Source organism: Polaromonas sp. AER18D-145 (assembly GCF_002379095.1).
Taxonomy (GTDB): domain Bacteria; phylum Pseudomonadota; class Gammaproteobacteria; order Burkholderiales; family Burkholderiaceae_C; genus Polaromonas.
In genome coordinates this window covers 1-22,250 of the sequence record NZ_NBZV01000063.1, presented here as the reverse complement: position 1 = coordinate 22,250, position 22,250 = coordinate 1, and the positions used below count along the sequence as shown (strand labels likewise).

The window sequence follows — 22,250 nt, the reverse complement described above, 5'->3', positions numbered from 1 at the left end:
CCCATGAAAAAAGCCCCGCCCGCCAGGCCGGGGCTTTTTTCATGGGCGTGCCCCGTTTCCTGCCCGGGCCGAGGTCCGGCGCCGGGCGCGGCAGGCTGTTGTGGATGCGCTGCACCTGAGGCACTTGTTTTCTTGCTAAATTGATGCTTTCCCCTTGTCTGGTGGGCGCGAGTAGCTATCAAATCAGGAATGGCTGTAACAGCTAGACACGAGAAGGGCCAGCAGGGTGCGCCGGCGGGCGTTATTGTCGCGAGGAGTTCAACCGGAAGACAAGGCGACACCAATGGACAGCATTCTGGACAGTTTGACGTGGGCGGAGGAGTTGGAGCCCGGGCGCAAGGCCAAGCGTCTGCGCCACGTGTGGCTGAAGCGGCTTCTCGTGCTGGTGGCTGTGGTCGCCGCCCTGGGTGTGCTCATGGTGCCCTGAGCCTACCCGGCTTACCGCAGCAGGGGGGTGTCGGGCAGTTCGTTGGGACCCGGCTCGGCACCGCCAGTGCCTGTGGGCACGGCAAAGTGCTGCATCAGCACCGCCGAGGTTTCTTCCAGCGCCTGGGTCAGCCCGTCTTCATAACGCTTTTCCCGAAACGCGCTGGCCATGTGGGCCACCATGGCCTGCCACTGCGCCGGGCTCACATGCCTGGCCACGCCGCGGTCGGCCACGATTTCGATGGCGTGCTCGGCCAGCAGCACATAGATCAGCACGCCGTTGTTGTACTCGGTGTCCCAGACGCGCAATTTGCCAAACATCATCACCGCACGTTCGCGTATGAGGGCACTAATGGGTGTGTTTCTACCCAGCCGCCACAGGTAGCTGGCGGGCAGTGACGACTCGACACAGATGCGGATCTCGCCGCTGTGGCGTCGCTCGCTGGCGGCCACGCGCCGGGCCAGCCGGTCCAGCAGGTCGGGCGGGATGGCACGCGCCGTGTCGGACGCATCCAGCCACAGGTGCCGGATCAGGACCTTGAGCTTGTTGATCATGGTGCTCACCAGTTCCCCGACGCGCCGCCGCCACCGAAATTGCCACCACCGCCGCTGCTGAAGCCGCCGCCACCGCCACCGCCAAAGCCACCACCGCCCCAACCGGACGATCGTCCCGCACGCCCGATGGATCCCAGCGAGCCCACGCTGGCAATCAGCGCAAACACCGCGCCGATCAGCGTGGCGACGCCGCCAATCAGCAGGCTGCTGGTGAAAAACCAGGCCAGGCCGCCGACGGCGCCGCCGGTCAGCATGGCCCCCAGCTTGCGGCCGAAGATGCCCGACATCACCCGGGCGCCTATCGGAACCGCAAAAAACAGGAACACCGCCATGTCGGTCCAGTTGAAACCCTTGCCGCCCGAGTTGCCCGCTTGGGCATCAGGCACAGGCAGCTTTTCTCCGCTGATCAGCGCGATGATCTGGTCGGTGGCCGCGTCGAGCCCACCGGCGAAGTCGCCTTGCCGGAAACGCGGTGTGATGGCGCGGTCGATGATCTGGCGCGCCGCCAGGTCGGGGATCGCGCCCTCCAGCGTCTTGGTGGTTTCGATGCGCACCTTGCGGTCGTTTTTTGCCACCACGAGCAACAGTCCGTCGCCGACGTCCTTGCGTCCGATCTTCCAGCTGTCGCCGACCCGCTGCGCGTAGGCTGCGATGTCTTCCGGTGCGGTGGTCGGCACCATCAGCAGCACCACCTGCGCGCCGCGTGCCTGCTCAAAAGCCGCCAGTTTGGCCTCCAGGGCCTGGCGCTGCGCGGCATCGAGCGTCCCGGTGCTGTCCATCACGCGCGCCGACAACGCGGGCACGGGCAGCACGTCCTGCGCCCAGGCTGTCAGGGAGCTGAACAGCAGGCCGGCGGCCAGCAACAGGCCCGCCATGGCGCGTGCCGACGCGCCAACCGCGGCCCGGCCCGGGAAGCAAAGCAGAGGGCGGCGCACGAGGAGCAAGGCGCTGGCCGCTTATTTCTTGTTGAAGTCCACGGTCGGCGGCGTCGAGATCTGTGCCTCGTTCTGCACGCTGAAGGTGGGTTTGACCGTGTAGCCGAACACCATGGCCGTCAGGTTGTTCGGAAAGCTGCGTGCGAGCACGTTGTAGGCCTGCACCGCCTGGATGTAGCGGTTGCGCGCCACCGTGATGCGGTTTTCCGTGCCCTCCAGTTGAACGCGCAGGTCCTGAAAGCCCTGGTTGGCCTTGAGGTTGGGGTAGTTTTCCGTCACCACCAGCAGGCGGGACAGGGCAGAACTGAGTTCACCCTGCGCCGCCTGGAATTTCGCAAAGGCTTCGGGGTTGTTCAGGGTCTCCGGCGTCACCTGCATGGAGGTGGCCTTGGCCCGGGCTTCCACGACCTTGGTCAGGGTTTCCTGCTCGAAATTGGCCTCACCCTTGACGGTGGCAACGATGTTGGGCACCAGGTCGGCACGGCGCTGGTACTGGTTGAGGACTTCCGACCAGGCCGACTTGGTCTGCTCGTCGAGTCGCTGGAAGTCGTTGTAGCCGCAGCCCGACAGCAGCAGGGCCAACACGGTGAAAAGGCCGGCAAGGCCCCGGCTGAAAAAAAGTGATTTCATGGCAAGCCTCCAAAAGTGCAAGCTGCAACACTACCATAGTCGAATGTCGCCGCATCCCCTCCTTTATTCCCGCCAGGCCCTTGATCTACGGCAGGTGTTGCAGGCCTCGCTGCGACCGGTGTCCGCCACGGCTGCGGCTCGCCCAAGCCTGATCGTGGCCGGCGCCACCGGCGCGCTGGGCAGCGAGGTCCTGCGCCGGCTGGCCGGCAGCGACGGCTTTGCGCATACCCACGTGCTGGCGCACGAGCCCATGAGCACCGGGCTGGCGCAGGTCTCGATTGCGGCCGTGCGGGGCGAGGACATCGCTGCCTGGCCGGTGCGCCCGCTGCAGGTGCAGACTGGCGTGGTGATGTTTGAGCCGCCCCGGCTTTACCACGACCGGGAGCGCGCGCTCTGGACGCCACAGCTGGCGCAATTGCCCGCGCTGGCGCAGTGGCTCAGGCGTTGTGGCGTCCAGACCCTGGTGTTGGTGCTGCCGCATGCACCGGGCCGGCTGCCGCAGGCGCTGCGCCACGGTCTGGTCAGCGTTGACGAGCAGCAGGTCGCCGCGCTGGGGTTCGAGCGGGTGCTGCTGGTGCGCTCTGCACAACAGCAGCCCAGGGCGCCTGGCGGCAGTTTGCCCGGGAAGGTCGCGGCCTGGATGCTCTCAACCTTCAAGTACATGATCCCGGCCGCAGCGCAGCCGGTGCGGCCCGCCAGGCTGGCCGAGTTTGTGGAGGTGGTTCTGCGGGTGTTGCCGGCCGGCATCCATGTGGTGGCACCCGAACTGTTGTGGCAGGCCGTGCAGGCGCCCCACATGCAGGACGTGGTGCGGGCGTGGCTTAATACAGGGCAAGATTGCCCGGCGGACTGAACACGCACACCCTAACCACTCATGCGAAAACCCAAAGTTTCCCCGGCCGACAGCGGCAACGCCGATGAGATCGAGACGGCGTTTTACGAGGCCCTGCAGGCCGGCGACATCGACCGGCTGATGGCTTGCTGGGCCGACGAAGACGACATTGTCTGTGTCCACCCCGGCGGGCCCCGGCTCGTGGGCGCCGGTGCGATACGCGCCGCCTTTGACGCCATGTTTGCCAACGGCAGCATTCGGGCGCATGCCGAAAAAGTCCGCAAGATCGAAGCCCTGGGCGCCAGCGTGCACAGCGTGCTCGAACGCATCGAGGTCATGACCGAAGAAGGTCCGCGCCACGCCTATGTGATCGCCACCAACGTGTACCACAAGACGGCGCAGGGCTGGCGCCTGGTGGCCCACCATGCCAGTCCCGGCACGCCCCGCGAGATGCAGGAAATCTCGGACTGCCCGCAAGTGCTGCACTGAGGCGCAAGACGCGATGTTTTACGACGCACCATGGTGGCTACCCGGCGGCAACCTGCAGACCATTTATGCCGCGCTGCGCTCGCAGCGTTACCTGGCCGAGGCACCGAGCTTTCGCCGCGAGCGCTGGACCGCGCCGGATGATGATTTTGTCGATGTGGACTTCGCGCGCCATGCCACGGCAGGTGCCGCGGCAGGGCAGGAGCCCCTGCTGGTGGTTTTTCACGGCCTGGAAGGGTCCTCGGGCAGCCACTATGCCGAGGCGTTTGCCGATGTCGCCCGCGAGCGCGGCTGGGCCTGCGCCGTGCCGCATTTCCGCGGCTGCTCGGGCGAACTCAACCGCGCGCCGCGGGCCTACCATTCGGGCGACTTCGAGGAGATTGACTGGATCCTGCGGCGTTTCCGGGCCGGCCACGCCGGCCCGCTGTTTGCCGTCGGCATTTCGCTGGGCGGCAATGCGCTGATGCGTTGGGCGGCCGAAATGGAAACTTCGGCGGGCCGTGTGGTGGATGCCGTCGCCTCGGTCTGCTCCCCGCTGGACCTGATGGCCAGCGGCCATGCGATCGGCCGGGGCTTCAACCGCCGGGTCTACACCCGCATGTTCCTGAGCTCCATGGTGCCCAAGGCGCTGAAGAAGCTGGAGCAGCACCCGGGTCTCTTCAGCGCCGACGCCCTGCTCGCGGCGCGCGACCTGTATGCCTTCGACAATGTTGTCACGGCACCGCTGCATGGGTTCAGGAATACCGAAGACTACTGGGCGCGCGCCTCGGCCAAACCGCACATGCGGCGCATCGTGGTCCCGGCGCTGGCGCTCAATGCCCTCAACGACCCCTTCATTCCGGCCGGCAGTCTGCCGCAGGCCGGCGATGTGAGTGCGGCCGTGACACTCTGGCAGCCGCGCGAAGGCGGCCACGTCGGTTTCCCATCGGCGCCTTTTCCGGGACATGTGCGCGCCATGCCCGAGGCGGTGTGCGGGTTTTTCTCGGCGCTTCTTGGCGCAACAGCCAGCGGGGCAAAATAGGCCGCATGGATGACATTGTTCGCCAGGCCATCGCCAAGTGGCCCAACGTACCGCACTGCTACGGCTGGCTGGGCCTGGACGCGCGCGGCAACTGGTACATGCGCGATGACCAGGCCCAGGCGGCGGGCCCTTTTGCCGGCGGTGCGGGGGCGGGCAAGGGTTCGCTGCTCAAACACGACAAGCTGATCGACTTCATCGCCCGCAACTACGAAGGCGACGCGGCCGGCCAGTGGTTTTTCCAGAACGGGCCGCAACGCGTCTATGTCGAACTCGAGGCGACACCGCTGGTCTGGCGGATCGGCAGTGCACCGGATTTTTCAGTCACCGCGCACACCGGCCGGCCCGCGCGTGTGCAGCGCTGCATTCTCGATGAACATGGCCGGCTCTATCTGGAAACCGACATTGGTTTTGGCCTGGTGCATACCCAGGACATGGTGCAGGCGGCGGAGGCGATCGAGCAGGGCTTGTGGGTGCCTGTGGAGGCGGTCACCCGGGACTTGCCGTCCCGTTTCGGTTATGTGCGCAGCCCGGCAGCCAGTCGCAATCAGCCCGTTTGACGCTACCATTTTGATAGCTATCTGCGCTTGCATTTAAAGGGCCTGAGCCTGTTTTGATCAAAAAAAAGCCGGTCAGAAACCGGCTTTTTTGGTAGAGCGGATGACGCTTATTTGGCGGCGCTGACCATGTATTCGACGGCAGCCCGGATATCCGCGTCGGAGGCGGAAGAACCTCCTTTGGGCGGCATGGCATTTTTGCCCTTGATCACGCTGGCCGTCATCATGTCCAGACCGGTCTGGATGCGCGGCGCCCAGGCGGCCTTGTCGCCAAACTTGGGCGCACCAGCAACACCTGACGCATGGCAGGCCAGGCAGGCCTGCTTGTACAGCGCTTCGCCGGTGCCGGCCTTGGATGCTGCGGCTGGCGCGGCGGCGGCCACCACCACGGGCGCTGCGGGCGCAGCCGCCACCGCGGGAGCGGCTACAGGTGCCGCTGGAGCGGCGGGTGCTGCTGCTGCGCCGGCATCTGCCGCGGCTGCGACCTTTTGCGGTTCGGCGAACTTTGCACCGGCGGCATTGGCCAGGTGCACCACGGCTCTGCCGATTTCGACATCGTCAAAATCACCGCCGCCCTGCGGGCCCATGGCGTTTTTGCCTTTGAGTGAGGAGTTCCACAGCGCCTCGAAGCCGGTTTTGATGCGTGGCGCCCAGGCGGCTACGTCGCCAAACTTGGGGGCGCCGGCTGCACCGGTGGCGTGGCAGGCGGCGCATTGCGCTGCATACACTTCGCTGCCGGCTTTCAGCGGACGGTTGGCATCGCGGATTTCAACCATGCCGATTTTCTGGATGCGCTGCGCAACCGCTTTCTCGAGGTCACCTGCTCCGGCGGCAGGCTTGTTGTCCGACGTGACGTAATAAACCAGCGCAATGATGGCAAAAACAGGGACTACAAAAGAGAAGAAAACGGCAAGCAGGAGCTGCTTGGGTGTTTTGATGGGGCCTGAGTGGTCTTCTTCGTGGGCCGTCGTTGGATCGTTTGCGCTCATGGCTTCCTCAAAAAAACTAAAAATCGGTAACTAAAGCAACTCATATTCGACAACCTTTGATTATAGCCGCCACCCCTGTAAATCCCGGACGCGGCCTGTCCGACTGATAGAATCAGGCTCTTCCACAAGTGCAGTGCGCCCAGCGTCTGCCCTTGCGGGTCGTCTATCCGCTGCAAAGCGCCGGTAGATGCCTTGTTTCAGCGTTGCGGCTGTAGCTCAGTGGATAGAGTATTGGCCTCCGAAGCCAAGGGTCGTGGGTTCGATCCCCGCCAGCCGCACCACATCCGCTTTCAGTCGGTCATGTCTGTCCCCGGCCATGCATGACGCCGTGCCCCATGCTCTGGAGTGAAACATGAATACCGAGTCAGACGGTCGCGCACCACCTGCGGACCAACTGGGATTCGGTTTTGACGACGCTGCGCCTACCGCGCCGGCGCCCGTTCTGCCCCGAACCCGCAAAACCCGAATCGTCCCCCCTGCTCCAGCATCGGAGCTGCTCACACCGGAAGCGATGGCGCTGGCACTGGAGCTGCATGCCGATTACCGCGTGCTGCGGCGCCTGCCTGTGCCGCAGCAGTTTGCACATCAGTCCGGGGGGCCGGTCACGCGCCTGCTGATTCTGGATACCGAAACCACCGGGCTGGACGTATCGCGGGACCGCATCATGGAGCTTGCGCTACTGCGGGTCGACGTGGATCTGGCCACCGGCCTGCCGGTCGGCACCGTCGATGTTTATGACGGCCTCGAAGACCCGGGCATGCCGATTCCGCTGGAGATCCAGGAACTCACCGGCATCAGCGACGACATGGTTCGCGGCCACAAGCTTGATGAGCTGCGGGTGGCGGCCATGCTGGCCGATGCGGACTTGGTCATTGCCCACAACGCCGGTTTTGACCGCCCATTTGTCGAGGCCAGGCTGGCGCGGTTTGCGCAATTGCCCTGGGCTTGTTCGTTTGCTGATCTGGACTGGAAAAAAGAAGGCCGCGGCTCGGCCAAACTCACGCAGCTGGCGCTGGAACTCGGCTGGTTCTACGATGCGCACCGCGCCGAGATGGATTGCCACGCGCTGCTGGCGGTGCTGGCCAGCCCGCTTCCGGTGTCTGGACAGACGGGGCTGGCACAGCTGCTGTCTGTCGCGGCCAGGCCCAGCTACCGGCTGCAGGCGACCGCCGCTCCCTTCGAGGCCAAGGATCTGCTCAAGGCCAGGGGCTATCGCTGGGACGGGGAGCACCGGGTGTGGCACACCCGCCTCGGTGACGGGGCGCAGTTGCAGGCCGAATGTGAATGGCTCAAGGCCTCGGTGTACGGCAACCGGGCCGCGCGTGTCCAGGTGGAACGCCTGGACGCGGGCAACCGGTATTCGCTGCGACCGGGCCAGGTCGAGGCAAGGGCTCTTTAAAACTTGTCCGGGCGACGCTGCCAGGTGATGCAGCGGTTGTTGGCCGGCATGGCGCGGTCTTCCACCAGGTGCAGGCCGGCCGTGGCCGCCAGGACATGGACCGCCTCGACATCGCGCAGTCCGCTGGCGGGGTTGCCGGCACGCAGGGAGGCATCAAACGCGGCATTGCTGTCGCTGGTGAAACGGCCGCCGTAGTTGAAGGGGCCATACACCGTGAGCAGCCCGCCCGACGGCATGTGCCGGTCCAGTGCCTGGAACAGCCGCTGCACTTCAGGCCAGCCCATGATGTGCAGGGTGTTGGCACTGAACACCGCGTCAAACGACAGATCGGGCCAGTCCTGGCGCAGGTCCAGCGCGACGGGCGCCGGGGTATTGGGCAGCCCGGCCTCATCCAGCCAGAGCTGCATGCCCGGCAGATTGCCGGCGACGTCCGAGGTTTGCCATTGCAGCCAGGGCAGGGCGCCCGCGAAATACACCGCGTGCTGGCCCGTGCCGCTGCCAATTTCGAGCACCGAACGCCGGTCGGCAAAACGCTCGCGCAGCACGCTCAGGATGGGATCGCGGTTGCGGTCGGTGGCGGGCGCATGGGGCTTGTTCATAGGTCACCGATTGTCGCTGTGCGGGGAACCGCTGCGCCCCGGGGTGGGTCGAATCCTGCAGCCCGGGGGCGGTGTATAACAAACACAGCGGCCATTCAACCCAAGGACCTGCCATGCGATTGCCCAAGATTCTTTTTGTTCTGGTGGTCAGCCTGCTGTGGCTCGGTGGCTGCGCACTTCACCCGTTCAGTGCCGTCCAGCCGGGCATGTCGCAGGGCGACGTGGTGGCGCGCCTGGGCCAGCCCGGTGCCGTGGTGCCTATCCCCCAGGGCACGCGCCTGCAGTACTCCGGCCAGCCCACCGGCCAGTTCGCCTTCATGGTGGACCTGGACGCCTCGGGCCGCGTGCTCAGCGTCCGGCAGGTTCTCAATGCCAGGGATTTTGCGCGCATCGAACCCGGCAAATGGACGCGGGACGATGTGTTGCGCGAGTTCGGGCGCCCCACCCTTGTCGATCGCGTTTCCTCCTGGCCGGGCGACATCCTGACCTACCGCTGGTACGACCTGCAGGACCTCTTCTACTGGGTTTATCTGGATAGCAACCAGGTGGTGCAGAGAGCCCATCCGGGGATGGAATTCGTGAACGCGCCGAACGATCGGGACTGAACCGCAGGACCCCAGCAGGACCTCAGGCTTTTTTCAGCTGCAGGGCGGTTTCGTACAGCTCATTGCGCGGTGCGCCGGTGATGTCGGCGGCCAGCTTGACGGCGGTTTTGAGCGGCAGCTCGGCCAGCAGCAACTGCAGGACACGGTGGCCGTCGTCCTTGGCCCGCGCCTCTTCCCCGGGGTGCAGCACCAGCGCAAATTCGCCGCGGGTACGCTGCGTGCCGGCGGCCAGCCAGGCGCTGAGATCCTGCGCCGCGACCGTGGCAATTTCCTCAAACTGCTTGGTCAGCTCGCGGCAGACCGTGACCAGCCGGCTGCCCAGCGGCGCCATCGCACGCGCCAGGACTTCCATGCGGTGCGGCGCTTCGAGAATGACGACGGCACGCGCGTCGGCCTGCAGCGCCTGCACGGCCTGCTCCCGCTCCATCGCCTTGGACGGCAGGAAGCCGGCAAACACAAACCCCGAGCCGCCGCTGATGCCGGCCACGCTCAGCGCGGTGGTCACACTGCTGGCGCCGGGCAGCGGCAGGATGGTCAGCCCGGCGGCGCGAACGGCCGCCACCAGGCGCGCGCCCGGGTCACTGACGGCCGGGGTGCCGGCGTCGCTGACATAGGCGACGCGTTCGCCGCGCTGCAGGCGTTCGATCACGAGCAGCGCCGCCTGGGCTTCGTTGTGTTCATGCACGGCCAGCAGCGGCTTGTCGATGCCGTACTGGCGCAGCAGCGTCTGGGTATGCCGTGTGTCTTCGCAGGCAATCGCATGCACCAGCTGCAGCACATGCAGCGCGCGCAGGCTGATGTCCGACAGGTTGCCGATCGGCGTGGCCACCACATACAGCGCAGCTTCGGGATAATGCTGCATGCCTGCCGCAGCGCGCGCAGCGGGCAGGGCCAGGTCAAAGGAAGCGTTCAATGTGGTTTTCCAGAAAACAGGTTGCAAAAGGGCCGCCGGGTGGCGCCGACGCTGACGCAGCGGAGCAGCCCGGCCAGATTACCACCAAGCGCCTGGGGGATGCGGCGGAGTCGCTGGCGCTGGCGCATCTGGTGCGCGCCGGGATGAGGCTGGTCGAGTCCAATTATCGGACCCCCGGCCGCGGCGGCGGCGAGGTGGACCTGATCATGCGGGCGCCCGACGGCACCCTGGTGTTTGTCGAAGTGCGCCAGCGCAGGAGCATGCTGCATGGCGGGGCGGCGGCCAGCATCAGCGCCGTCAAGCAGAGGCGCATCATTTTTGCGGCCCGGCAGTACCTGATGCGGTTTGCCAGCCTGCCGCCCTGCCGCTTTGACGTGGTCACAGTGCAGGGCCGGCTGGACGCACCCGACACGGTGGCCGTGGAATGGCTGCGCGGCGCCTTTGAAGCGGACTGAGCCGCTTGCGCAGGGCTGTTTCGTCCCCATTTTGTAACCATGCATTGCGTCTGGCGGGCCGGAGGGGCTGCGGGGCGCTGATTGAAAATCCGACCCGGTATCATTGACCCATGCTCGAACAACGTATAGAACAGCACTTCATCGACAGTGCCGACCTGAAGTACCAAGCGGCGCAAATCCTGTCCAAGCCGATTGCGGCGGCGGTGCAGGCCATCCTGGCCAGCGTGACCAGCGGCGGCAAGGTGCTGGCCTGCGGCAATGGCGGCTCGGCGGCCGATGCCCAGCATTTTGCGGCCGAATTTGTCGGACGTTTCGAGCGCGAGCGGCCCGAGCTGGGCGCCATTGCGCTGACCACCGACAGCTCCATCCTCACGGCGATCGCCAACGACTACGACTTCAGCGTGATTTTCTCCAAGCAGGTGCGCGCGCTCGGCGGTGCCGGCGACGTGCTGCTGGCGCTGAGCACCAGCGGCAACTCGGCCAATGTGCTGGCGGCCATCGAGGCGGCCCATGAGCGCGAGATGACCGTGGTGGCGCTGACCGGCAAAAGCGGCGGAAAAATGAGCGCCGCGCTGCGCGAGACCGACGTGCACATCTGCGTGCCGCATGACCGCACGGCACGCATTCAGGAAGTTCATCTGCTGGCCCTTCACTGTATCTGTGATGGCGTGGATGCCCAATTACTTGGTGACCAGGAGAACACTTAAATGACCGTCAAAGCCATTTTCGGACCCATGCGACCTTATCAGCGGCTGCTGCTGACCGTCTGCACCGCTACCCTTGTGGGCGGCAGCCTGAGCGCCTGCTTCCCGCTGGTTCTGGGCGGCGCGGCGGCTGGCGCGATGGTTGCCATTGACCGCCGCACCTCGGGCGCCCAGCTCGAAGACGAGGGCATCGAGCTGCGCGCCATGGCCCGCCTGCGCGACAACATCGGCAGCCGGGCGCGGGTCAGCGTGACCAGCTACAACCGCCAGGTGCTGCTGACCGGCGAAGTGCTCAACGAGCAGGACAAAAAGCTGGTGGAGCAGGTCGTGTCGCGGGTGGAGAACGTGACCTCCGTGGTCAATGAGCTGGCCATCATCAACAGCCCGACGCTGGTGCAGCGTTCCTCCGATGTGTTGATCACCGGCCAGGTGAAGGCCCTGCTGATCGACTCCAGCGACATTTATGCCAACGCCTTCAAGGTGGTCACGGAGCGTGGCACCGTCTACCTGATGGGCCGTGTGACGCAGCGCGAAGCCGATCGCGCCACGGAAATCGTGCGCGGTGCCCGCGGCGTGCAGAAGGTGGTGCGCATTCTCGAGATCATCAGCGAGGACGAGCTGCGCGGCCTGGTGCCGCAGCCGGCCAAACCGGCCACGGCAACACGTCCGGCGGGCAGCGGCGGCTGATCCCGGCTGCGCGGGGAGACAAAAAAGGCCGGTACAAACACCGGCTTTTTTGTGGGCCCCACCTACCGGGTACCCCGACCGGGGGGGCTCGTCTGCTTCAAGCAGGGGCCGCAGGCGCAGCGGCCCCCTCGGGGGGCAGGGAGCTACGCGCAGCGAGCGACCGTGGGGGCTACTTCAACCGCTTGATCAGGCTGGAGGTGTCCCAGCGCTGCCCGCCCATGGCCTGCACATCGCCGTAAAACTGGTCCACCAGGGCCGTGACCGGCAGCCTGGCACCATTGGTCTTGGCTTCGTCGAGCACCAGCCCCAGGTCCTTGCGCATCCAGTCCACGGCAAAGCCAAAGTCGAACTTGTCGGCCACCATGGTCTTGCCGCGGTTGTCGAGCTGCCAGCTTTGTGCGGCGCCCTTGCCGATCACGTCCAGCACCTGGTTCATGTCCAGGCCGGCCTTCTGGCCAAAGGCAATCGCTTCGCTCAGGCCCTGCACCAGTCCGGCGATGCAGATTTGGTTGACCATTTTGGTCAGCTGGCCGGCGCCGCTGGCGCCCATCAGCGTGAAGGCTTTGGAAAATGCCATGCCGGCCGGCTTGACGGCGTCAAAGGCCGCCGCGTCACCGCCGCACATCACGGTCAGCAGGCCGTTTTGTGCACCCGCCTGGCCGCCCGAGACCGGGGCGTCAACAAACTGCAGCTTCAGGGCCTGGGCTGCGGCATACAGCTCGCGGGCCACGTCGGCCGATGCGGTGGTGTGGTCCACGAAGATGGCGCCCGGCTGCATGCCGGCAAAGGCGCCGTCGGGGCCGAGCGTCACGCCGCGCAAGTCATCGTCGTTGCCGACGCAGCAAAAAACGATGTCGGCGCCCTGTGCCGCTTCACGCGGTGTCGCCGCATGTTTTGGGTCTTTGGCGCCCGCGTATTCTGCGCACCATGCTACTGATTTGGTAGCAGTCCGGTTGTAGACGGTGACCTGGTGACCGGCCAGCGCGAGGTGGCCCGCCATCGGGTAGCCCATGACGCCCAGGCCCAGAAAGGCGACTTTGCGGGACGGGGCGGGTTCGTAGGTTTTGGGGTTGGTGCTGGAAGTGGTCATGAGTTAAACAATGGACATGTGTTCGGTGCCGGCGGCCAGATCCTGCGTCTTGGCGCGCTGCGAGTTGAGTTTGATCTGCAGCCGCAGGTCGTTGACCGAGTCGGCGTTGCGCAGCGCATCTTCGTAAGTGATCATGTTGCTCTCGAAGGCGTCGAAGAGCGCCTGGTCGAAGGTTTGCATGCCGAGGTTGCGGCTTTTCTTCATGATCTCCTTGATCTCGGAAACCTCGCCCTTGAAGATCAGGTCGGAAATCAGCGGCGTATTGAGCATCACTTCCACGGCGGCGAAGCGGCCCTTGCCGTCCTGCTTGACCACCAGCCGCTGGGAGATCATGGCCTTCATGTTCAGCGACAGGTCCATCAACAGCTGGGCGCGGCGCTCTTCCGGGAAGAAGTTGATGATGCGGTCCAGCGCCTGGTTGGCGCTGTTGGCATGCAGCGTGCACAGGCAGAGGTGGCCGGTTTCGGCAAAGGCGACGGCGTGTTCCATGGTTTCACGGTCGCGCACCTCGCCCATCAGGATCACGTCGGGGGCCTGGCGCAGGGTGTTTTTCAGGGCCGCCTCCCAGCTGTCGGTGTCCAGGCCCACTTCGCGCTGGGTGATCACGCAGTTCTTGTGCGGATGCACAAACTCCACCGGGTCTTCGATGGTGATGATGTGGCCGTAGGAGTTTTCGTTGCGCCAGTCCACCATCGCGGCCAGCGTGGTGGACTTGCCCGAACCGGTGGCGCCCACCAGGATGCACAGGCCGCGCTTGGACATCACCACGTCCTTGAGCACCTGCGGCACGCCCAGGCCGTCGATGGTCGGCAAGACGGCCGGGATCACCCGCATCACCATGCCGACCTTGCCCTGCTGGATGAAAGCGTTGACGCGGAAGCGCCCGACGCCGGGGGGCGAGATCGCGAAGTTGCATTCCTTGGTGCGCTCGAACTCGGCCGCCTGCTTGTCGTTCATGATGGCGCGCGCCAGGGCCAGCGTGTGGCCGGCGTTGAGCGGCTGCGGCGAGACTTTGGTGACCTTGCCGTCGACCTTCATCGCGGGCGGAAAGTCGCCGGTGATGAACAAATCGCTGCCGCTGCGGCTGACCATCAGCCTGAGAAGGTCGTTGATGAATTTACTGGCCTGGTCGCGTTCCATTTGCGACTCCTTTCAAACTAATGCGGTAGTCGCGGAAAAACGGAAGGATGGGCAGATGAGAGCAGAGGCTCTTCAGTCAAGCAGGGGCCGCGGAACCGGCTTTGCCGGGCCGCAGGCGCAGCGGCCCCCCTGGGGGGCAGCGCAGTACACGAAGTGACAAGCGTGGGGGCCATGATCAGCCGGGGAAGTTCTCGGGTATTTTTGCCTTGCCGCGGGCTTCGGCCGCCGAGATCACGTTGCGCTTGACGAGGTCGGTCAGATTCTGGTCCAGCGTCTGCATGCCCACGCTGTTGCCGGTCTGGATGGACGAGTACATCTGCGCGACCTTGGCCTCGCGGATCAAATTGCGGATCGCGCTGGTGCCAAGCATGATCTCGTGCGCGGCGACGCGGCCCTGGCCGTCCTTGGTCTTGCACAGGGTCTGCGAGATCACGGCCTGCAGCGATTCCGACAACATGGCGCGGATCATTTCCTTTTCTTCGGACGGAAACACGTCGATGATCCGGTCGATGGTTTTGGCGGCGCTGGAGGTGTGCAGCGTGCCAAACACCAGGTGGCCGGTCTCGGCGGCGGTCATCGCCAGGCGGATGGTTTCCAGATCGCGCATCTCGCCGACCAGGATGGCGTCCGGGTCTTCACGCAGCGCGGATTTGAGCGCCGCGCTGAAGCTCAGCGTGTGCGGGCCGACCTCGCGCTGGTTGATCAGGCATTTCTTGGATTCATGCACAAACTCGATCGGGTCTTCCACCGTCAGGATGTGGCCGTACTCGGTTTCGTTGAGGTAGTTGACCATGGCCGCCAGCGTGGTCGATTTGCCCGAACCGGTCGGACCGGTGACCAGCACCATGCCGCGCGGCTTCATCGCCAGGTCGCCGAAAATTTTCGGCGCGCCCAGCTGCTCCAGCGTCAGGATTTTCGAGGGGATGGTCCGGAACACGGCGCCCGCGCCGCGGTTCTGGTTGAAGGCATTGACGCGAAAACGCGCCAGGCCGTCGATCTCGAAGGAGAAGTCGATCTCCAGGAATTCTTCGTAGTTCTTGCGCTGCGTGTCGTTCATGATGTCGTACACCATGGCATGAACCTGCTTGTGATCCAGCGGGTCGACATTGATGCGCCTGACATCCCCATGCACCCGGATCATGGGCGGCAAGCCGGCCGATAGATGCAAGTCAGATGCCTTGTTCTTGACGCTAAAAGCCAGCAGTTGGGTAATGTCCATCCCGGGGATTCCTGAAAAGTTTTACATTTGGATTATGACCATGATTGTGCGCAACCTCCAACTTGTCCGTGACCGTATAACCACGGCCTGTGTTGCTGCCGCACGCGATCCCGCCAGCGTGCGCCTGCTGGCCGTGTCCAAAACTTTCAATGCCGACGCGGTGATCGAGGCCATGTCCGACGGGCAACGCGCATTCGGCGAGAACTACATCCAGGAGGGGGTGGACAAGATTCTGGCAGTGCGCGCGTGGGAAGCCGATCACCCTGACCTGCCGCTCTCCCGTCCATCGGAGTGGCATTGCATCGGCCCCATCCAGAGCAACAAGACGCGGCTGGTCGCCGAACACTTTGACTGGGTGCAGTCGGTGGATCGCCTGAAGATTGCGCAGCGCCTGAGCGAGCAGCGCCCGCCGCATTTGCCGCCGCTGCAGGTATGCCTGCAGGTCAACATCGACGGCGGCGCCACCAAGTCCGGCGTGGCCCCGCAGGACGCCCAGGCGCTGGCGGCCGAGGTCGCGCGGCTGCCGCGGCTGCAACTGCGCGGCCTCATGTCGATTCCCGAGCCTGCTCCTGATTTTGTAGCTGCTTGCGCTATTCACAAAAGGGCTGCAGACCTTTTTGACCAGATCAATCGGGCTGGCGTGTTGCCGCAGGCCATGGACACGCTGTCGATGGGCATGACGGCCGACCTGGAAGCCGCCATTCACGCCGGCAGCACCATGGTGCGCGTCGGAACCGCCATTTTCGGCGGCCGTTAAGGAGCCCCCACGGTTGCTCACTTCGTGTAGCGCCCTGCCCCCCGAGGGGGCCGCTGCGCCTGCGGACTGGCGAAGCCAGATCCGCGGCCCCGGCTTGAATGGAGAAAAGTCCTCGCAACCGCCGGCGGTCCGTCCCGACTATTTTTTGGGTACAACCATTGGCTTGATGTTGCCGCAGTCCGCCGACAGCCATTTGCCGCCGCCGTCCATGGTCATGGTTTCCGGCTTGCCCTGCATCATGCTTTTCATGGTCATCTTCATCGTGTAGGCCTCGGGGCTGACAAAGGTCACCGTGCCTTCGCCGCTGGACGGCGGCTGGGTGCAGGCAAACGACATCTTCATGGTGTTGCCCGAACGCGGCGAGTTCGTGGTCTTGCAGTCGCCCTGCTGGGCGGGTAGCTCATTGCGCTCCGCCATCTCTTTGGTCATGCAGATTTTCACGGCCATGTTGCCCCCGGCGCCGGGGCCCATGGACATGCCCTGTTTGGCCATCATGTCCTGCATCATCTTGCGCTGCTCGGGGGGCATGGCTGCCATCTGCTTTTGCGCCTCGGCCATGGATTTTTCCATCTGACCCGAGCTCGACTGCATTTTGTTGTTGATCTCCCACAAACCGGGCTTGAGGGACTGTGCCGCCACGGGTTGGGCCAGCAGAAAAAGCAGGCCCAGCGCAGGCGCGCAGGCGGCGAACAGGCCCCGGGATAAAAAGCGTTTCATGACTTTCCTCCTCAAAAAAGCATCACTTTAGTGCATTGCACTAGCGAACAAAACGACCGCCACGCCCAATGATGGTCAGGTCGGTGTAACGGGATGCTTCGTGCTCTTTCGGGCTGTAATTGACCATGAACCCGCCCATGTTGACATCGCGCATGGACTCCAGCCCGCTGACCAGGCTCGCGCGTGTCAGGGCCTTGCCGGCCCGGCGCACCCCTTCGGCAAACACCTTGGCGGCCAGAAAACCTTCCATGCTGGAGAAGTCGAAGTCCTTGTTGCCGGCTTCGGTCATGCGCTGCTGGTACTCGCGCACGATCTCCGACGAAGGTGTGTAGGGAAAGGGCACCACCTGCGAAATCGTCACGCCGGCGCCGGCATCGCCAAGTTCCGCCGACAGGGCCGTGGAGCCGACAAAACTCACATTGAAAAATTGCCCGCCATAACCCTTGCTGCGCGCCAGCTTGATCAGCGCCGCGCAGGATTTGTAGGCGCTGATCTGCACCACCGCTTCCGGCGCGGCTTTCAACAGTTCGGCCCATGCGGCGGTGACATCGACCGAATTGCGCTCCACCGTCACCGCTGCGGCGGGCTTGAGGTTGCGTTTGATCAGCGCCCGTGTCACGCCTTCCAGACCGGCCTTGCCGTAGGAGTCGTTCTGGTAGAACACCGCAATCTTCTTGATGCCCAGCGTGCTCAGGTGCTGCACGATGCGCTCGGTTTCGTCAAAGTAGCTGGCGCGCACATGAAACAGGTTGCGGTTGAACGGTTCGCGCAGGGCCTGCGCGCCGGTGAAGGGGCCGATCAGCGGAATGCCGGCCGCATTGATGGCGGGCACCGCCGCCAGCGTGGTCGGCGTGCCGACCGAGCCCACCAGCGCAAAAACCTTGTCCTCCTCGATCAGCGCCTTGACGGCGGCCGCCGCCTTCTCCGGCTCATACCCGTCGTCGCGCGACACCAGCCGGATGGTGCGGCCGTTGATGCCGCCGGCCGCGTTGACCGCCTTGAAATGCGCCAGCATGCCCAGCTGCATGCGCTTGCCGAGTTCAGCGGCGGGGCCGGTCTGGGCCGCGAACTGCCCCACCAGGATTTCCTTGTCCGTGACGCCGATGTCCGCCGCATGGCCGGGCGCCGTGAGCAGGACCGCAAGCAGGCTGCAGGCGCCCCATCGTTGGAAAATGTTCATGCTGGACTCCGTGGTGTTGTTGTGCTGTGCGGACGGCTTGCCTATGCAAGGCAGAACCTACCCGAAGCCAACTTAGTCCAAATAACCGGTGGTGACAATGCGGTTTGCCCACAAGGCATGAACTATTGGGTAAAACAGCGCAAATTGCCCGGCGCAGGCAGCGCTGCAGTTGCAGCGATCACACACCCAGGGCGAGCTGGGTGGTGTTCTTGACCTCTTCCATCACCGCGTAGGTGCGGGTTTCGCGCACGCCGGGCAACTGCCAGAGCGCGTTGCCGGCAAAGTCGCGGTAGGCCGCCATGTCGGCCATGCGGGTCTTGAGCAGGTAGTCAAAGCCACCGGCCACCATGTGGCATTCCATGATCTGCGGGTAGACCTGCACCGCCGCCTTGAAAGCTTCAAACACATGCGGCGTGGTGCGGTCCAGCAACACCTCGACGAACACCAGCATGCCGGCGCCCAGCTTGAGCGGGTTCAGCCGCGCCTCGTAGCCCAGGATGTAGCCATCGCGCGTGAGCCGCTGCACGCGCGCCAGCACGGCCGTGGGCGACAGCGCCACCGCTTCGGCCAGCTTGAGGTTGGAGAGGCGCCCGTCCTGCTGCAGCACGCTCAAAATCTTCAGGTCGATGCGGTCAATGTCGGGCAGGGTGTCGGTCATGCTAGTGAATTATTCGGGATTGGTGCCTGAATTTAGCGTGAAATTCTCATTGAATCCAGAGAACATGGCGTGATTCACCATATTGCGGAGGTTTTCATGTCGCAACAGCCACGCCTTCCTTTCCCTTACCGGCCCGAAGCCGGCATCGTCGCCCGGCACCTGCAGGCGCTGGCCGGGGCGCTCGACTGGGCCGCCGCCGCGCCGCTGGCCCGGCCCTGGGTGCAGGCCGTGCGCAACAACCCGCCGCCCTTCTGGGCCATGGAAAGCCTGCTCAAGGAATACCCGATTTCCAGCGCCGAAGGCCTCGCCCTGATGCGCCTGGCCGAAGCGCTGTTGCGCGTGCCCGACGCCGAGACCGCAATTGCCCTGACCGCCGACCAGCTGGGCCGCGCCGATTTTGAGGGCGCCAGCGACGGCGTGATGGCGCGCCTGTCGGCCTCGGCCATCGCGATGTCCAAGAAGTTTCTGCCGGAGGACGGCCAGAGCAGCATCATGAGCAAGCTCGGTGCGCGTACCGTGGTGGCCGCCACCCTGCGCGCGGTGCAACTGCTGGGCCGGCAATTTGTACTGGGCCAGACGATAGGTGACGCCATGGGCGAGGCCGACAGCGCGCGCAGGAAGGTGGCGAATCTGAGATTCAGTTATGACATGCTGGGCGAGGGTGCGCGCACCGATGCCGACGCGCTGCACTACCTGGCCAGTTATGAGAATGCTATCAAATCAATAGCTGTTCGCGCAAATGCGACCTGCGCTTGTGAGCAAAACGACGGCATTTCCATCAAGCTCAGCGCGCTGCACCCGCGTTACGAAGACGCCCAGCGCGCGCGGGTGCTGGCCGAACTGGTGCCGCGCGTCTGGGGCCTGTGCGAGTTGGCGGCTCGGGCCAACATCAACCTGACGATAGACGCCGAAGAGGTGGACCGGCTCGAACTCTCGCTAGCCGTGTTTGAAGCCCTGGCCGCTTTGGTGGCGCAGCAGCAGCCGCAGTGGCAGGGCTTCGGCCTGGCCCTGCAGGCTTACCAGACGCGTGCGCTGGAGCTGGTCGAACACGTCATCACCCTGGCCCGCAAGTACCGGCTGCGTTTCATGTGCCGCCTGGTCAAAGGCGCCTACTGGGACTCGGAAATCAAGCGCGCGCAGGAGCTGGGCCTGCCGCACTACCCGGTGTTCACGCACAAGCACCACACCGACGTGTCTTACCTCGCCTGCGCGCAGGCCCTGCTGGCCGCGCCCGACGCGATTTATCCGCAGTTCGCCGGCCACAACGCCGGCACGATTGCCGCGATTTTGCAGATGGCAGCCCGGCCCGGCCCAGAACTGGCGGGCGCCGCCGGGCAGCCCTCACCCCCGCCCTCTCCCAGGGGGAGAGGCAGTAAAACCGTCCCCGCATGGCCCCCTCTCCCTCTGGGAGAGGGTAGGGGTGAGGGCTCTGCGCATCCAGCGACCGCCCAATTCGAGTTGCAGAGGCTGCACGGCATGGGCGAGGGGGTTTACCGCGAAATCTCGCGGAAACCCCTTCGGGGTGCATTGACGCTCTCCCCCTCCCAGCCTCCCCCTGCAGGGGGAGGAGCTGCGCCGTTGCATGCGTGGGATGTTCCGGTACGCATCTACGCGCCGGTGGGTGCGCACCGCGACCTGCTGGCCTACCTGGTGCGGCGCCTGCTGGAAAACGGCGCCAACTCCTCGTTCGTGCACCAGCTCGCCGACGAATCGGTGGGCATGGACCAGTTGCTGACCTCACCCCTGCGTGTGGAACCCGAGGCGTCCCTGCCGCTGCCGCCCGCCCTGTATGGCCCGGGCCGACCCAACAGCGAGGGGCTGGACCTGACGGTGGAAGCCATGCGTGCGCCACTGTTCGCAGCCTTCACGACGGTGCAAGTGCCCGCAGTGCCGGCGTTTGATGCCAAATTGGCCGCCAGCGCAGTAGCGACGGGCGAAAGCAGCTATCAAAAATGGAGCAAGATCGATGTGGCCGAACGCGCCGCCATCCTGCGCCGCGCCGCTGATGCGCTGCAGCAGCACATGCCCATGTTCTGCGCCTGGCTGGTCAAGGAAGCCTTCAAGACCTGGGGCGACGCGGTGTCCGAGGTGCGCGAGGCGATTGACTTCCTGCGCTACTACGCCAATGAAGCCGAACGCATCATGGCGCCCATCGCCTTGCCGGGGCCGACCGGTGAAACCAACGAGTTGCGCCTGAGCGCACGCGGCGTCTGGGTCTGCATCAGCCCCTGGAATTTTCCTCTGGCCATTTTCACCGGCCAGGTCGCCGCCGCGCTGGCCACCGGCAACGCGGTGCTGGCCAAGCCCGCCGAGCAGACGCCGGGCGTGGCGCTGGCGGCCGTCCGGCTGCTGCACGCCGCCGGTGTGCCCGAAGGCGCGCTGCAGCTCTTGCACGGCCCCGGCGAAACCGTCGGTGCGGCGCTGGTGGCGGCGCCGGGGATTGCCGGTGTGGTGTTCACCGGCTCGACCCAGGTTGCCAAAATCATCAACCGCGCGCTGGCCGCCAAGGACGGGGCTATTGTTCCGCTGATCGCCGAGACCGGCGGCATCAACGCCATGCTGGTCGACAGCAGCGCCCTGCCCGAGCAGGTGGTGGATGCCGTGGTGCAAAGCGCCTTCCGCTCGGCCGGCCAGCGCTGCTCGGCGCTGCGCCTGCTGTGTCTGCACGAGGGTATTGCCGACAAGGTGGTGGACATGATCCAGGGCGCGCTGCAGGAGCTGGCCGTTGGCGACCCGGCCGCGCTGGCCACCGACGTCGGCCCGGTGATAGACCGCGAGGCGTTTGACAACATCCAGAACCACCTGCAGCGCCTGGGCTCCACGTCAAAAGTGCTTCCAGCTTTTTCCTGTAGGGCGCAAGCAGCTCCTGATTTGATAGCAAATCTGGTGCTGCCCAGCGCCTTTGAAGTCAGCAGCCTGGCCGAGGTGAAAGACGAAATTTTCGGCCCGGTGCTGCAGATCGTGCGCTGGGGCAGCGGCGCGCTGAAAACGCCCGAAGCCGTCATCGCGCAGATCAACGCCCTCGGCTACGGTCTCACGCTGGGCATCCAGACCCGCATCGACTCGCGCGCCCAGGCGCTGGCCGCGGCCGCCCATGTCGGCAACATCTATATCAACCGCAACATGATCGGCGCGGTGGTTGGTGTGCAGCCCTTCGGTGGCGAGGGGCTCAGCGGCACCGGCCCCAAAGCCGGCGGCCCGCATTACCTCTACCGCTTCTGCGCGGAGCAGACCGTTACCGTGAACACCACGGCGGCGGGCGGTAATGCGGCCTTGCTGTCGGGGACCTGAACAAGCCCTGGAGGGCCGGATAGGCGAAAAGCCCCACCTGTCCCCGGACTGGCGGGGCTTTTCATTCCTGAACCACCCCGGGCAGGGGCTGGTGGTTCAAGTTCCTGTCCCGAAAAGAAAATCGGGCTCCGAAGAGCCCGATTTCAAAGATTCACCCGCTGCCAGGGCCGGAGCCCGGGTGGTGGGGAGTCGACCGGCCGAAACCCGGCCAGCGTGCAGCTATTACAGGTAAGTGGCTTCGCCGCGCGGGATCTGGCCCAGGCGGACAGCGTCGGCCGCTTGTGCCCGCACGGTGGCGCGGTCGGTCGAGGACTGCGCGGTGGCCGCCACGCGCGAGCCGGCAGGCTCCTGGCTGTGGGTTTTCACTTTGGCGGCGGCTTCGGCCTGGACTTCGGCCACGGAGCGGGT

24 protein-coding genes, 1 tRNA gene and 1 pseudogene are annotated in these 22,250 nt (G+C 65.2%); 13 read left to right on the top strand and 13 right to left on the bottom strand.

The annotated features are described in order from the left end of the window. Positions 1-283 precede the first annotated feature (283 nt). Positions 284-427, top strand: coding sequence for a hypothetical protein (locus tag B7G52_RS23700; RefSeq protein WP_170954837.1), 144 nt, complete (start codon positions 284-286; stop codon positions 425-427). An 11-nt stretch (positions 428-438) separates the two neighbouring features. Here B7G52_RS23700 and B7G52_RS21385 read toward each other — a convergent pair whose 3' ends face one another. From B7G52_RS21385 to B7G52_RS21375, 3 genes are all read right to left on the bottom strand, one after another. Then, complete coding sequence (locus B7G52_RS21385) at positions 439-981, bottom strand: TPM domain-containing protein (RefSeq protein ID WP_096699692.1); 543 nt, start codon at positions 979-981, stop codon at positions 439-441. 5 nt (positions 982-986) lie between these two features. Continuing rightward, positions 987-1,856 (bottom strand): YgcG family protein, encoded by an 870-nt coding sequence (locus tag B7G52_RS21380; RefSeq protein ID WP_096699691.1) that lies wholly within the window; start codon positions 1,854-1,856, stop codon positions 987-989. Positions 1,857-1,937: 81 nt separating this feature from the next. Next, positions 1,938-2,546: a LemA family protein gene (locus B7G52_RS21375; protein ID WP_096699690.1), complete on the bottom strand. Its 609-nt coding sequence runs from the start codon at positions 2,544-2,546 to the stop codon at positions 1,938-1,940. Between the two features lie 43 nt (positions 2,547-2,589). On the opposite strand from B7G52_RS21375, the gene B7G52_RS21370 reads away from it, so the two are divergent. Genes B7G52_RS21370 through B7G52_RS21355 form a run of 4 tightly spaced genes read left to right on the top strand, consistent with a single transcriptional unit; the run spans position 2,590 to position 5,442 of the window. Then, positions 2,590-3,399 carry a hypothetical protein gene (locus B7G52_RS21370; protein ID WP_096699689.1) on the top strand — a complete coding sequence of 270 codons (810 nt, stop codon included), beginning with the start codon at positions 2,590-2,592 and terminating at the stop codon, positions 3,397-3,399. Positions 3,400-3,420: 21 nt separating this feature from the next. Continuing rightward, positions 3,421-3,867, top strand: coding sequence for a nuclear transport factor 2 family protein (locus tag B7G52_RS21365; protein ID WP_096699688.1), 447 nt, complete (start codon positions 3,421-3,423; stop codon positions 3,865-3,867). A 13-nt stretch (positions 3,868-3,880) separates the two neighbouring features. After that, complete coding sequence (locus B7G52_RS21360; RefSeq protein ID WP_096699687.1) at positions 3,881-4,885, top strand: YheT family hydrolase; 1,005 nt, start codon at positions 3,881-3,883, stop codon at positions 4,883-4,885. A gap of 5 nt (positions 4,886-4,890) precedes the next feature. Continuing rightward, positions 4,891-5,442 carry a DUF2946 family protein gene (locus B7G52_RS21355; RefSeq protein ID WP_096699686.1) on the top strand — a complete coding sequence of 184 codons (552 nt, stop codon included), beginning with the start codon at positions 4,891-4,893 and terminating at the stop codon, positions 5,440-5,442. A gap of 107 nt (positions 5,443-5,549) precedes the next feature. On the opposite strand, the gene B7G52_RS21350 is transcribed toward B7G52_RS21355, so the two are convergent. Continuing rightward, entirely contained in the window at positions 5,550-6,428 is an 879-nt protein-coding gene (locus B7G52_RS21350; RefSeq protein ID WP_096699685.1) for a cytochrome c5 family protein, read from the bottom strand. A 205-nt stretch (positions 6,429-6,633) separates the two neighbouring features. Here B7G52_RS21350 and B7G52_RS21345 point away from each other — a divergent pair. Together B7G52_RS21345 and B7G52_RS21340 are read left to right on the top strand one after the other, a co-directional pair. Then, positions 6,634-6,709 (top strand) — tRNA-Arg (locus B7G52_RS21345). Between the two features lie 71 nt (positions 6,710-6,780). After that, positions 6,781-7,827 carry a 3'-5' exonuclease gene (locus B7G52_RS21340; RefSeq protein ID WP_096699684.1) on the top strand — a complete coding sequence of 349 codons (1,047 nt, stop codon included), beginning with the start codon at positions 6,781-6,783 and terminating at the stop codon, positions 7,825-7,827. Here the strand turns inward: B7G52_RS21340 and B7G52_RS21335 are convergent. Further along, complete coding sequence (locus B7G52_RS21335) at positions 7,824-8,426, bottom strand: DUF938 domain-containing protein (protein WP_096699683.1); 603 nt, start codon at positions 8,424-8,426, stop codon at positions 7,824-7,826. The genes B7G52_RS21340 and B7G52_RS21335 overlap by 4 nt on opposite strands. A gap of 113 nt (positions 8,427-8,539) precedes the next feature. Here B7G52_RS21335 and B7G52_RS21330 point away from each other — a divergent pair, with 113 nt between their 5' ends. After that, positions 8,540-9,031, top strand: a complete 492-nt coding sequence (locus B7G52_RS21330) for a hypothetical protein (RefSeq protein ID WP_096699682.1) — start codon at positions 8,540-8,542, stop codon at positions 9,029-9,031. A 22-nt stretch (positions 9,032-9,053) separates the two neighbouring features. Here the strand turns inward: B7G52_RS21330 and rsmI are convergent, their stop codons facing one another. Beyond that, a complete protein-coding gene (rsmI, locus tag B7G52_RS21325; protein WP_096699694.1) occupies positions 9,054-9,893 on the bottom strand; it encodes a 16S rRNA (cytidine(1402)-2'-O)-methyltransferase in 840 nt (279 codons plus the stop codon). 50 nt (positions 9,894-9,943) lie between these two features. On the opposite strand from rsmI, the gene B7G52_RS21320 reads away from it, so the two are divergent. The 3 genes from B7G52_RS21320 to B7G52_RS21310 all read left to right on the top strand — a co-directional run bounded on the left by B7G52_RS21320 (position 9,944) and on the right by B7G52_RS21310 (position 11,790). After that, a complete protein-coding gene (locus B7G52_RS21320) occupies positions 9,944-10,399 on the top strand; it encodes a YraN family protein (protein WP_096699681.1) in 456 nt (151 codons plus the stop codon). A gap of 110 nt (positions 10,400-10,509) precedes the next feature. Further along, on the top strand, positions 10,510-11,106 hold the full coding sequence (locus B7G52_RS21315; protein ID WP_096669309.1) for a phosphoheptose isomerase: 597 nt from the start codon (positions 10,510-10,512) through the stop codon (positions 11,104-11,106). Further along, the gene (locus B7G52_RS21310; RefSeq protein WP_371329051.1) at positions 11,107-11,790 is read left to right on the top strand and encodes a BON domain-containing protein; all 684 of its coding nucleotides are present in this window, start codon (positions 11,107-11,109) and stop codon (positions 11,788-11,790) included. It begins immediately after the preceding gene. Between the two features lie 169 nt (positions 11,791-11,959). On the opposite strand, the gene B7G52_RS21305 is transcribed toward B7G52_RS21310, so the two are convergent. From B7G52_RS21305 to B7G52_RS21295, 3 genes are all read right to left on the bottom strand, one after another. After that, a complete protein-coding gene (locus tag B7G52_RS21305; RefSeq protein WP_096699680.1) occupies positions 11,960-12,880 on the bottom strand; it encodes an NAD(P)-dependent oxidoreductase in 921 nt (306 codons plus the stop codon). A gap of 3 nt (positions 12,881-12,883) precedes the next feature. Continuing rightward, a complete protein-coding gene (locus B7G52_RS21300; RefSeq protein WP_096699679.1) occupies positions 12,884-14,020 on the bottom strand; it encodes a PilT/PilU family type 4a pilus ATPase in 1,137 nt (378 codons plus the stop codon). 175 nt (positions 14,021-14,195) lie between these two features. Next, a complete protein-coding gene (locus tag B7G52_RS21295; protein ID WP_096669303.1) occupies positions 14,196-15,239 on the bottom strand; it encodes a type IV pilus twitching motility protein PilT in 1,044 nt (347 codons plus the stop codon). Between the two features lie 34 nt (positions 15,240-15,273). On the opposite strand from B7G52_RS21295, the gene B7G52_RS21290 reads away from it, so the two are divergent. Then, complete coding sequence (locus B7G52_RS21290; protein ID WP_096699678.1) at positions 15,274-15,996, top strand: YggS family pyridoxal phosphate-dependent enzyme; 723 nt, start codon at positions 15,274-15,276, stop codon at positions 15,994-15,996. A 138-nt stretch (positions 15,997-16,134) separates the two neighbouring features. Here B7G52_RS21290 and B7G52_RS21285 read toward each other — a convergent pair whose 3' ends face one another. From B7G52_RS21285 to B7G52_RS21275, 3 genes are all read right to left on the bottom strand, one after another. Beyond that, entirely contained in the window at positions 16,135-16,713 is a 579-nt protein-coding gene (locus B7G52_RS21285) for a DUF3617 domain-containing protein (protein WP_096699677.1), read from the bottom strand. A 40-nt stretch (positions 16,714-16,753) separates the two neighbouring features. Further along, positions 16,754-17,893, bottom strand: coding sequence for an ABC transporter substrate-binding protein (locus B7G52_RS21280; RefSeq protein WP_096699676.1), 1,140 nt, complete (start codon positions 17,891-17,893; stop codon positions 16,754-16,756). Between the two features lie 178 nt (positions 17,894-18,071). After that, the gene (locus B7G52_RS21275) at positions 18,072-18,551 is read right to left on the bottom strand and encodes an Lrp/AsnC ligand binding domain-containing protein (protein ID WP_096699675.1); all 480 of its coding nucleotides are present in this window, start codon (positions 18,549-18,551) and stop codon (positions 18,072-18,074) included. 96 nt (positions 18,552-18,647) lie between these two features. Between B7G52_RS21275 and B7G52_RS24225 the strand changes: the two genes are divergently transcribed. Then, complete coding sequence (locus tag B7G52_RS24225; RefSeq protein ID WP_240523572.1) at positions 18,648-21,842, top strand: L-glutamate gamma-semialdehyde dehydrogenase; 3,195 nt, start codon at positions 18,648-18,650, stop codon at positions 21,840-21,842. Between the two features lie 222 nt (positions 21,843-22,064). Here the strand turns inward: B7G52_RS24225 and B7G52_RS21260 are convergent. Further along, positions 22,065-22,250 (bottom strand): annotated as a pseudogene (locus tag B7G52_RS21260) (DUF4148 domain-containing protein); the annotation flags it as partial.

Excerpts from the sequence above, each read along its gene's own strand:
- B7G52_RS23700 (WP_170954837.1), top strand. The coding sequence starts at position 284 with ATGGACAGCATTCTGGACAGTTTGACGTGGGCGGAGGAGTTGGAGCCC.
- B7G52_RS21385 (WP_096699692.1), bottom strand. The coding sequence starts at position 981 with ATGATCAACAAGCTCAAGGTCCTGATCCGGCACCTGTGGCTGGATGCG.
- B7G52_RS21380 (WP_096699691.1), bottom strand. The coding sequence starts at position 1,856 with ATGGCGGGCCTGTTGCTGGCCGCCGGCCTGCTGTTCAGCTCCCTGACA.
- B7G52_RS21375 (WP_096699690.1), bottom strand. The coding sequence starts at position 2,546 with ATGAAATCACTTTTTTTCAGCCGGGGCCTTGCCGGCCTTTTCACCGTG.
- B7G52_RS21370 (WP_096699689.1), top strand. The coding sequence starts at position 2,590 with ATGTCGCCGCATCCCCTCCTTTATTCCCGCCAGGCCCTTGATCTACGG.
- B7G52_RS21365 (WP_096699688.1), top strand. The coding sequence starts at position 3,421 with ATGCGAAAACCCAAAGTTTCCCCGGCCGACAGCGGCAACGCCGATGAG.
- B7G52_RS21360 (WP_096699687.1), top strand. The coding sequence starts at position 3,881 with ATGTTTTACGACGCACCATGGTGGCTACCCGGCGGCAACCTGCAGACC.
- B7G52_RS21355 (WP_096699686.1), top strand. The coding sequence starts at position 4,891 with ATGGATGACATTGTTCGCCAGGCCATCGCCAAGTGGCCCAACGTACCG.
- B7G52_RS21350 (WP_096699685.1), bottom strand. The coding sequence starts at position 6,428 with ATGAGCGCAAACGATCCAACGACGGCCCACGAAGAAGACCACTCAGGC.
- B7G52_RS21340 (WP_096699684.1), top strand. The coding sequence starts at position 6,781 with ATGAATACCGAGTCAGACGGTCGCGCACCACCTGCGGACCAACTGGGA.
- B7G52_RS21335 (WP_096699683.1), bottom strand. The coding sequence starts at position 8,426 with ATGAACAAGCCCCATGCGCCCGCCACCGACCGCAACCGCGATCCCATC.
- B7G52_RS21330 (WP_096699682.1), top strand. The coding sequence starts at position 8,540 with ATGCGATTGCCCAAGATTCTTTTTGTTCTGGTGGTCAGCCTGCTGTGG.
- rsmI (WP_096699694.1), bottom strand. The coding sequence starts at position 9,893 with ATGCAGCATTATCCCGAAGCTGCGCTGTATGTGGTGGCCACGCCGATC.
- B7G52_RS21320 (WP_096699681.1), top strand. The coding sequence starts at position 9,944 with ATGTGGTTTTCCAGAAAACAGGTTGCAAAAGGGCCGCCGGGTGGCGCC.
- B7G52_RS21315 (WP_096669309.1), top strand. The coding sequence starts at position 10,510 with ATGCTCGAACAACGTATAGAACAGCACTTCATCGACAGTGCCGACCTG.
- B7G52_RS21310 (WP_371329051.1), top strand. The coding sequence starts at position 11,107 with ATGACCGTCAAAGCCATTTTCGGACCCATGCGACCTTATCAGCGGCTG.
- B7G52_RS21305 (WP_096699680.1), bottom strand. The coding sequence starts at position 12,880 with ATGACCACTTCCAGCACCAACCCCAAAACCTACGAACCCGCCCCGTCC.
- B7G52_RS21300 (WP_096699679.1), bottom strand. The coding sequence starts at position 14,020 with ATGGAACGCGACCAGGCCAGTAAATTCATCAACGACCTTCTCAGGCTG.
- B7G52_RS21295 (WP_096669303.1), bottom strand. The coding sequence starts at position 15,239 with ATGGACATTACCCAACTGCTGGCTTTTAGCGTCAAGAACAAGGCATCT.
- B7G52_RS21290 (WP_096699678.1), top strand. The coding sequence starts at position 15,274 with ATGACCATGATTGTGCGCAACCTCCAACTTGTCCGTGACCGTATAACC.
- B7G52_RS21285 (WP_096699677.1), bottom strand. The coding sequence starts at position 16,713 with ATGAAACGCTTTTTATCCCGGGGCCTGTTCGCCGCCTGCGCGCCTGCG.
- B7G52_RS21280 (WP_096699676.1), bottom strand. The coding sequence starts at position 17,893 with ATGAACATTTTCCAACGATGGGGCGCCTGCAGCCTGCTTGCGGTCCTG.
- B7G52_RS21275 (WP_096699675.1), bottom strand. The coding sequence starts at position 18,551 with ATGACCGACACCCTGCCCGACATTGACCGCATCGACCTGAAGATTTTG.
- B7G52_RS24225 (WP_240523572.1), top strand. The coding sequence starts at position 18,648 with ATGTCGCAACAGCCACGCCTTCCTTTCCCTTACCGGCCCGAAGCCGGC.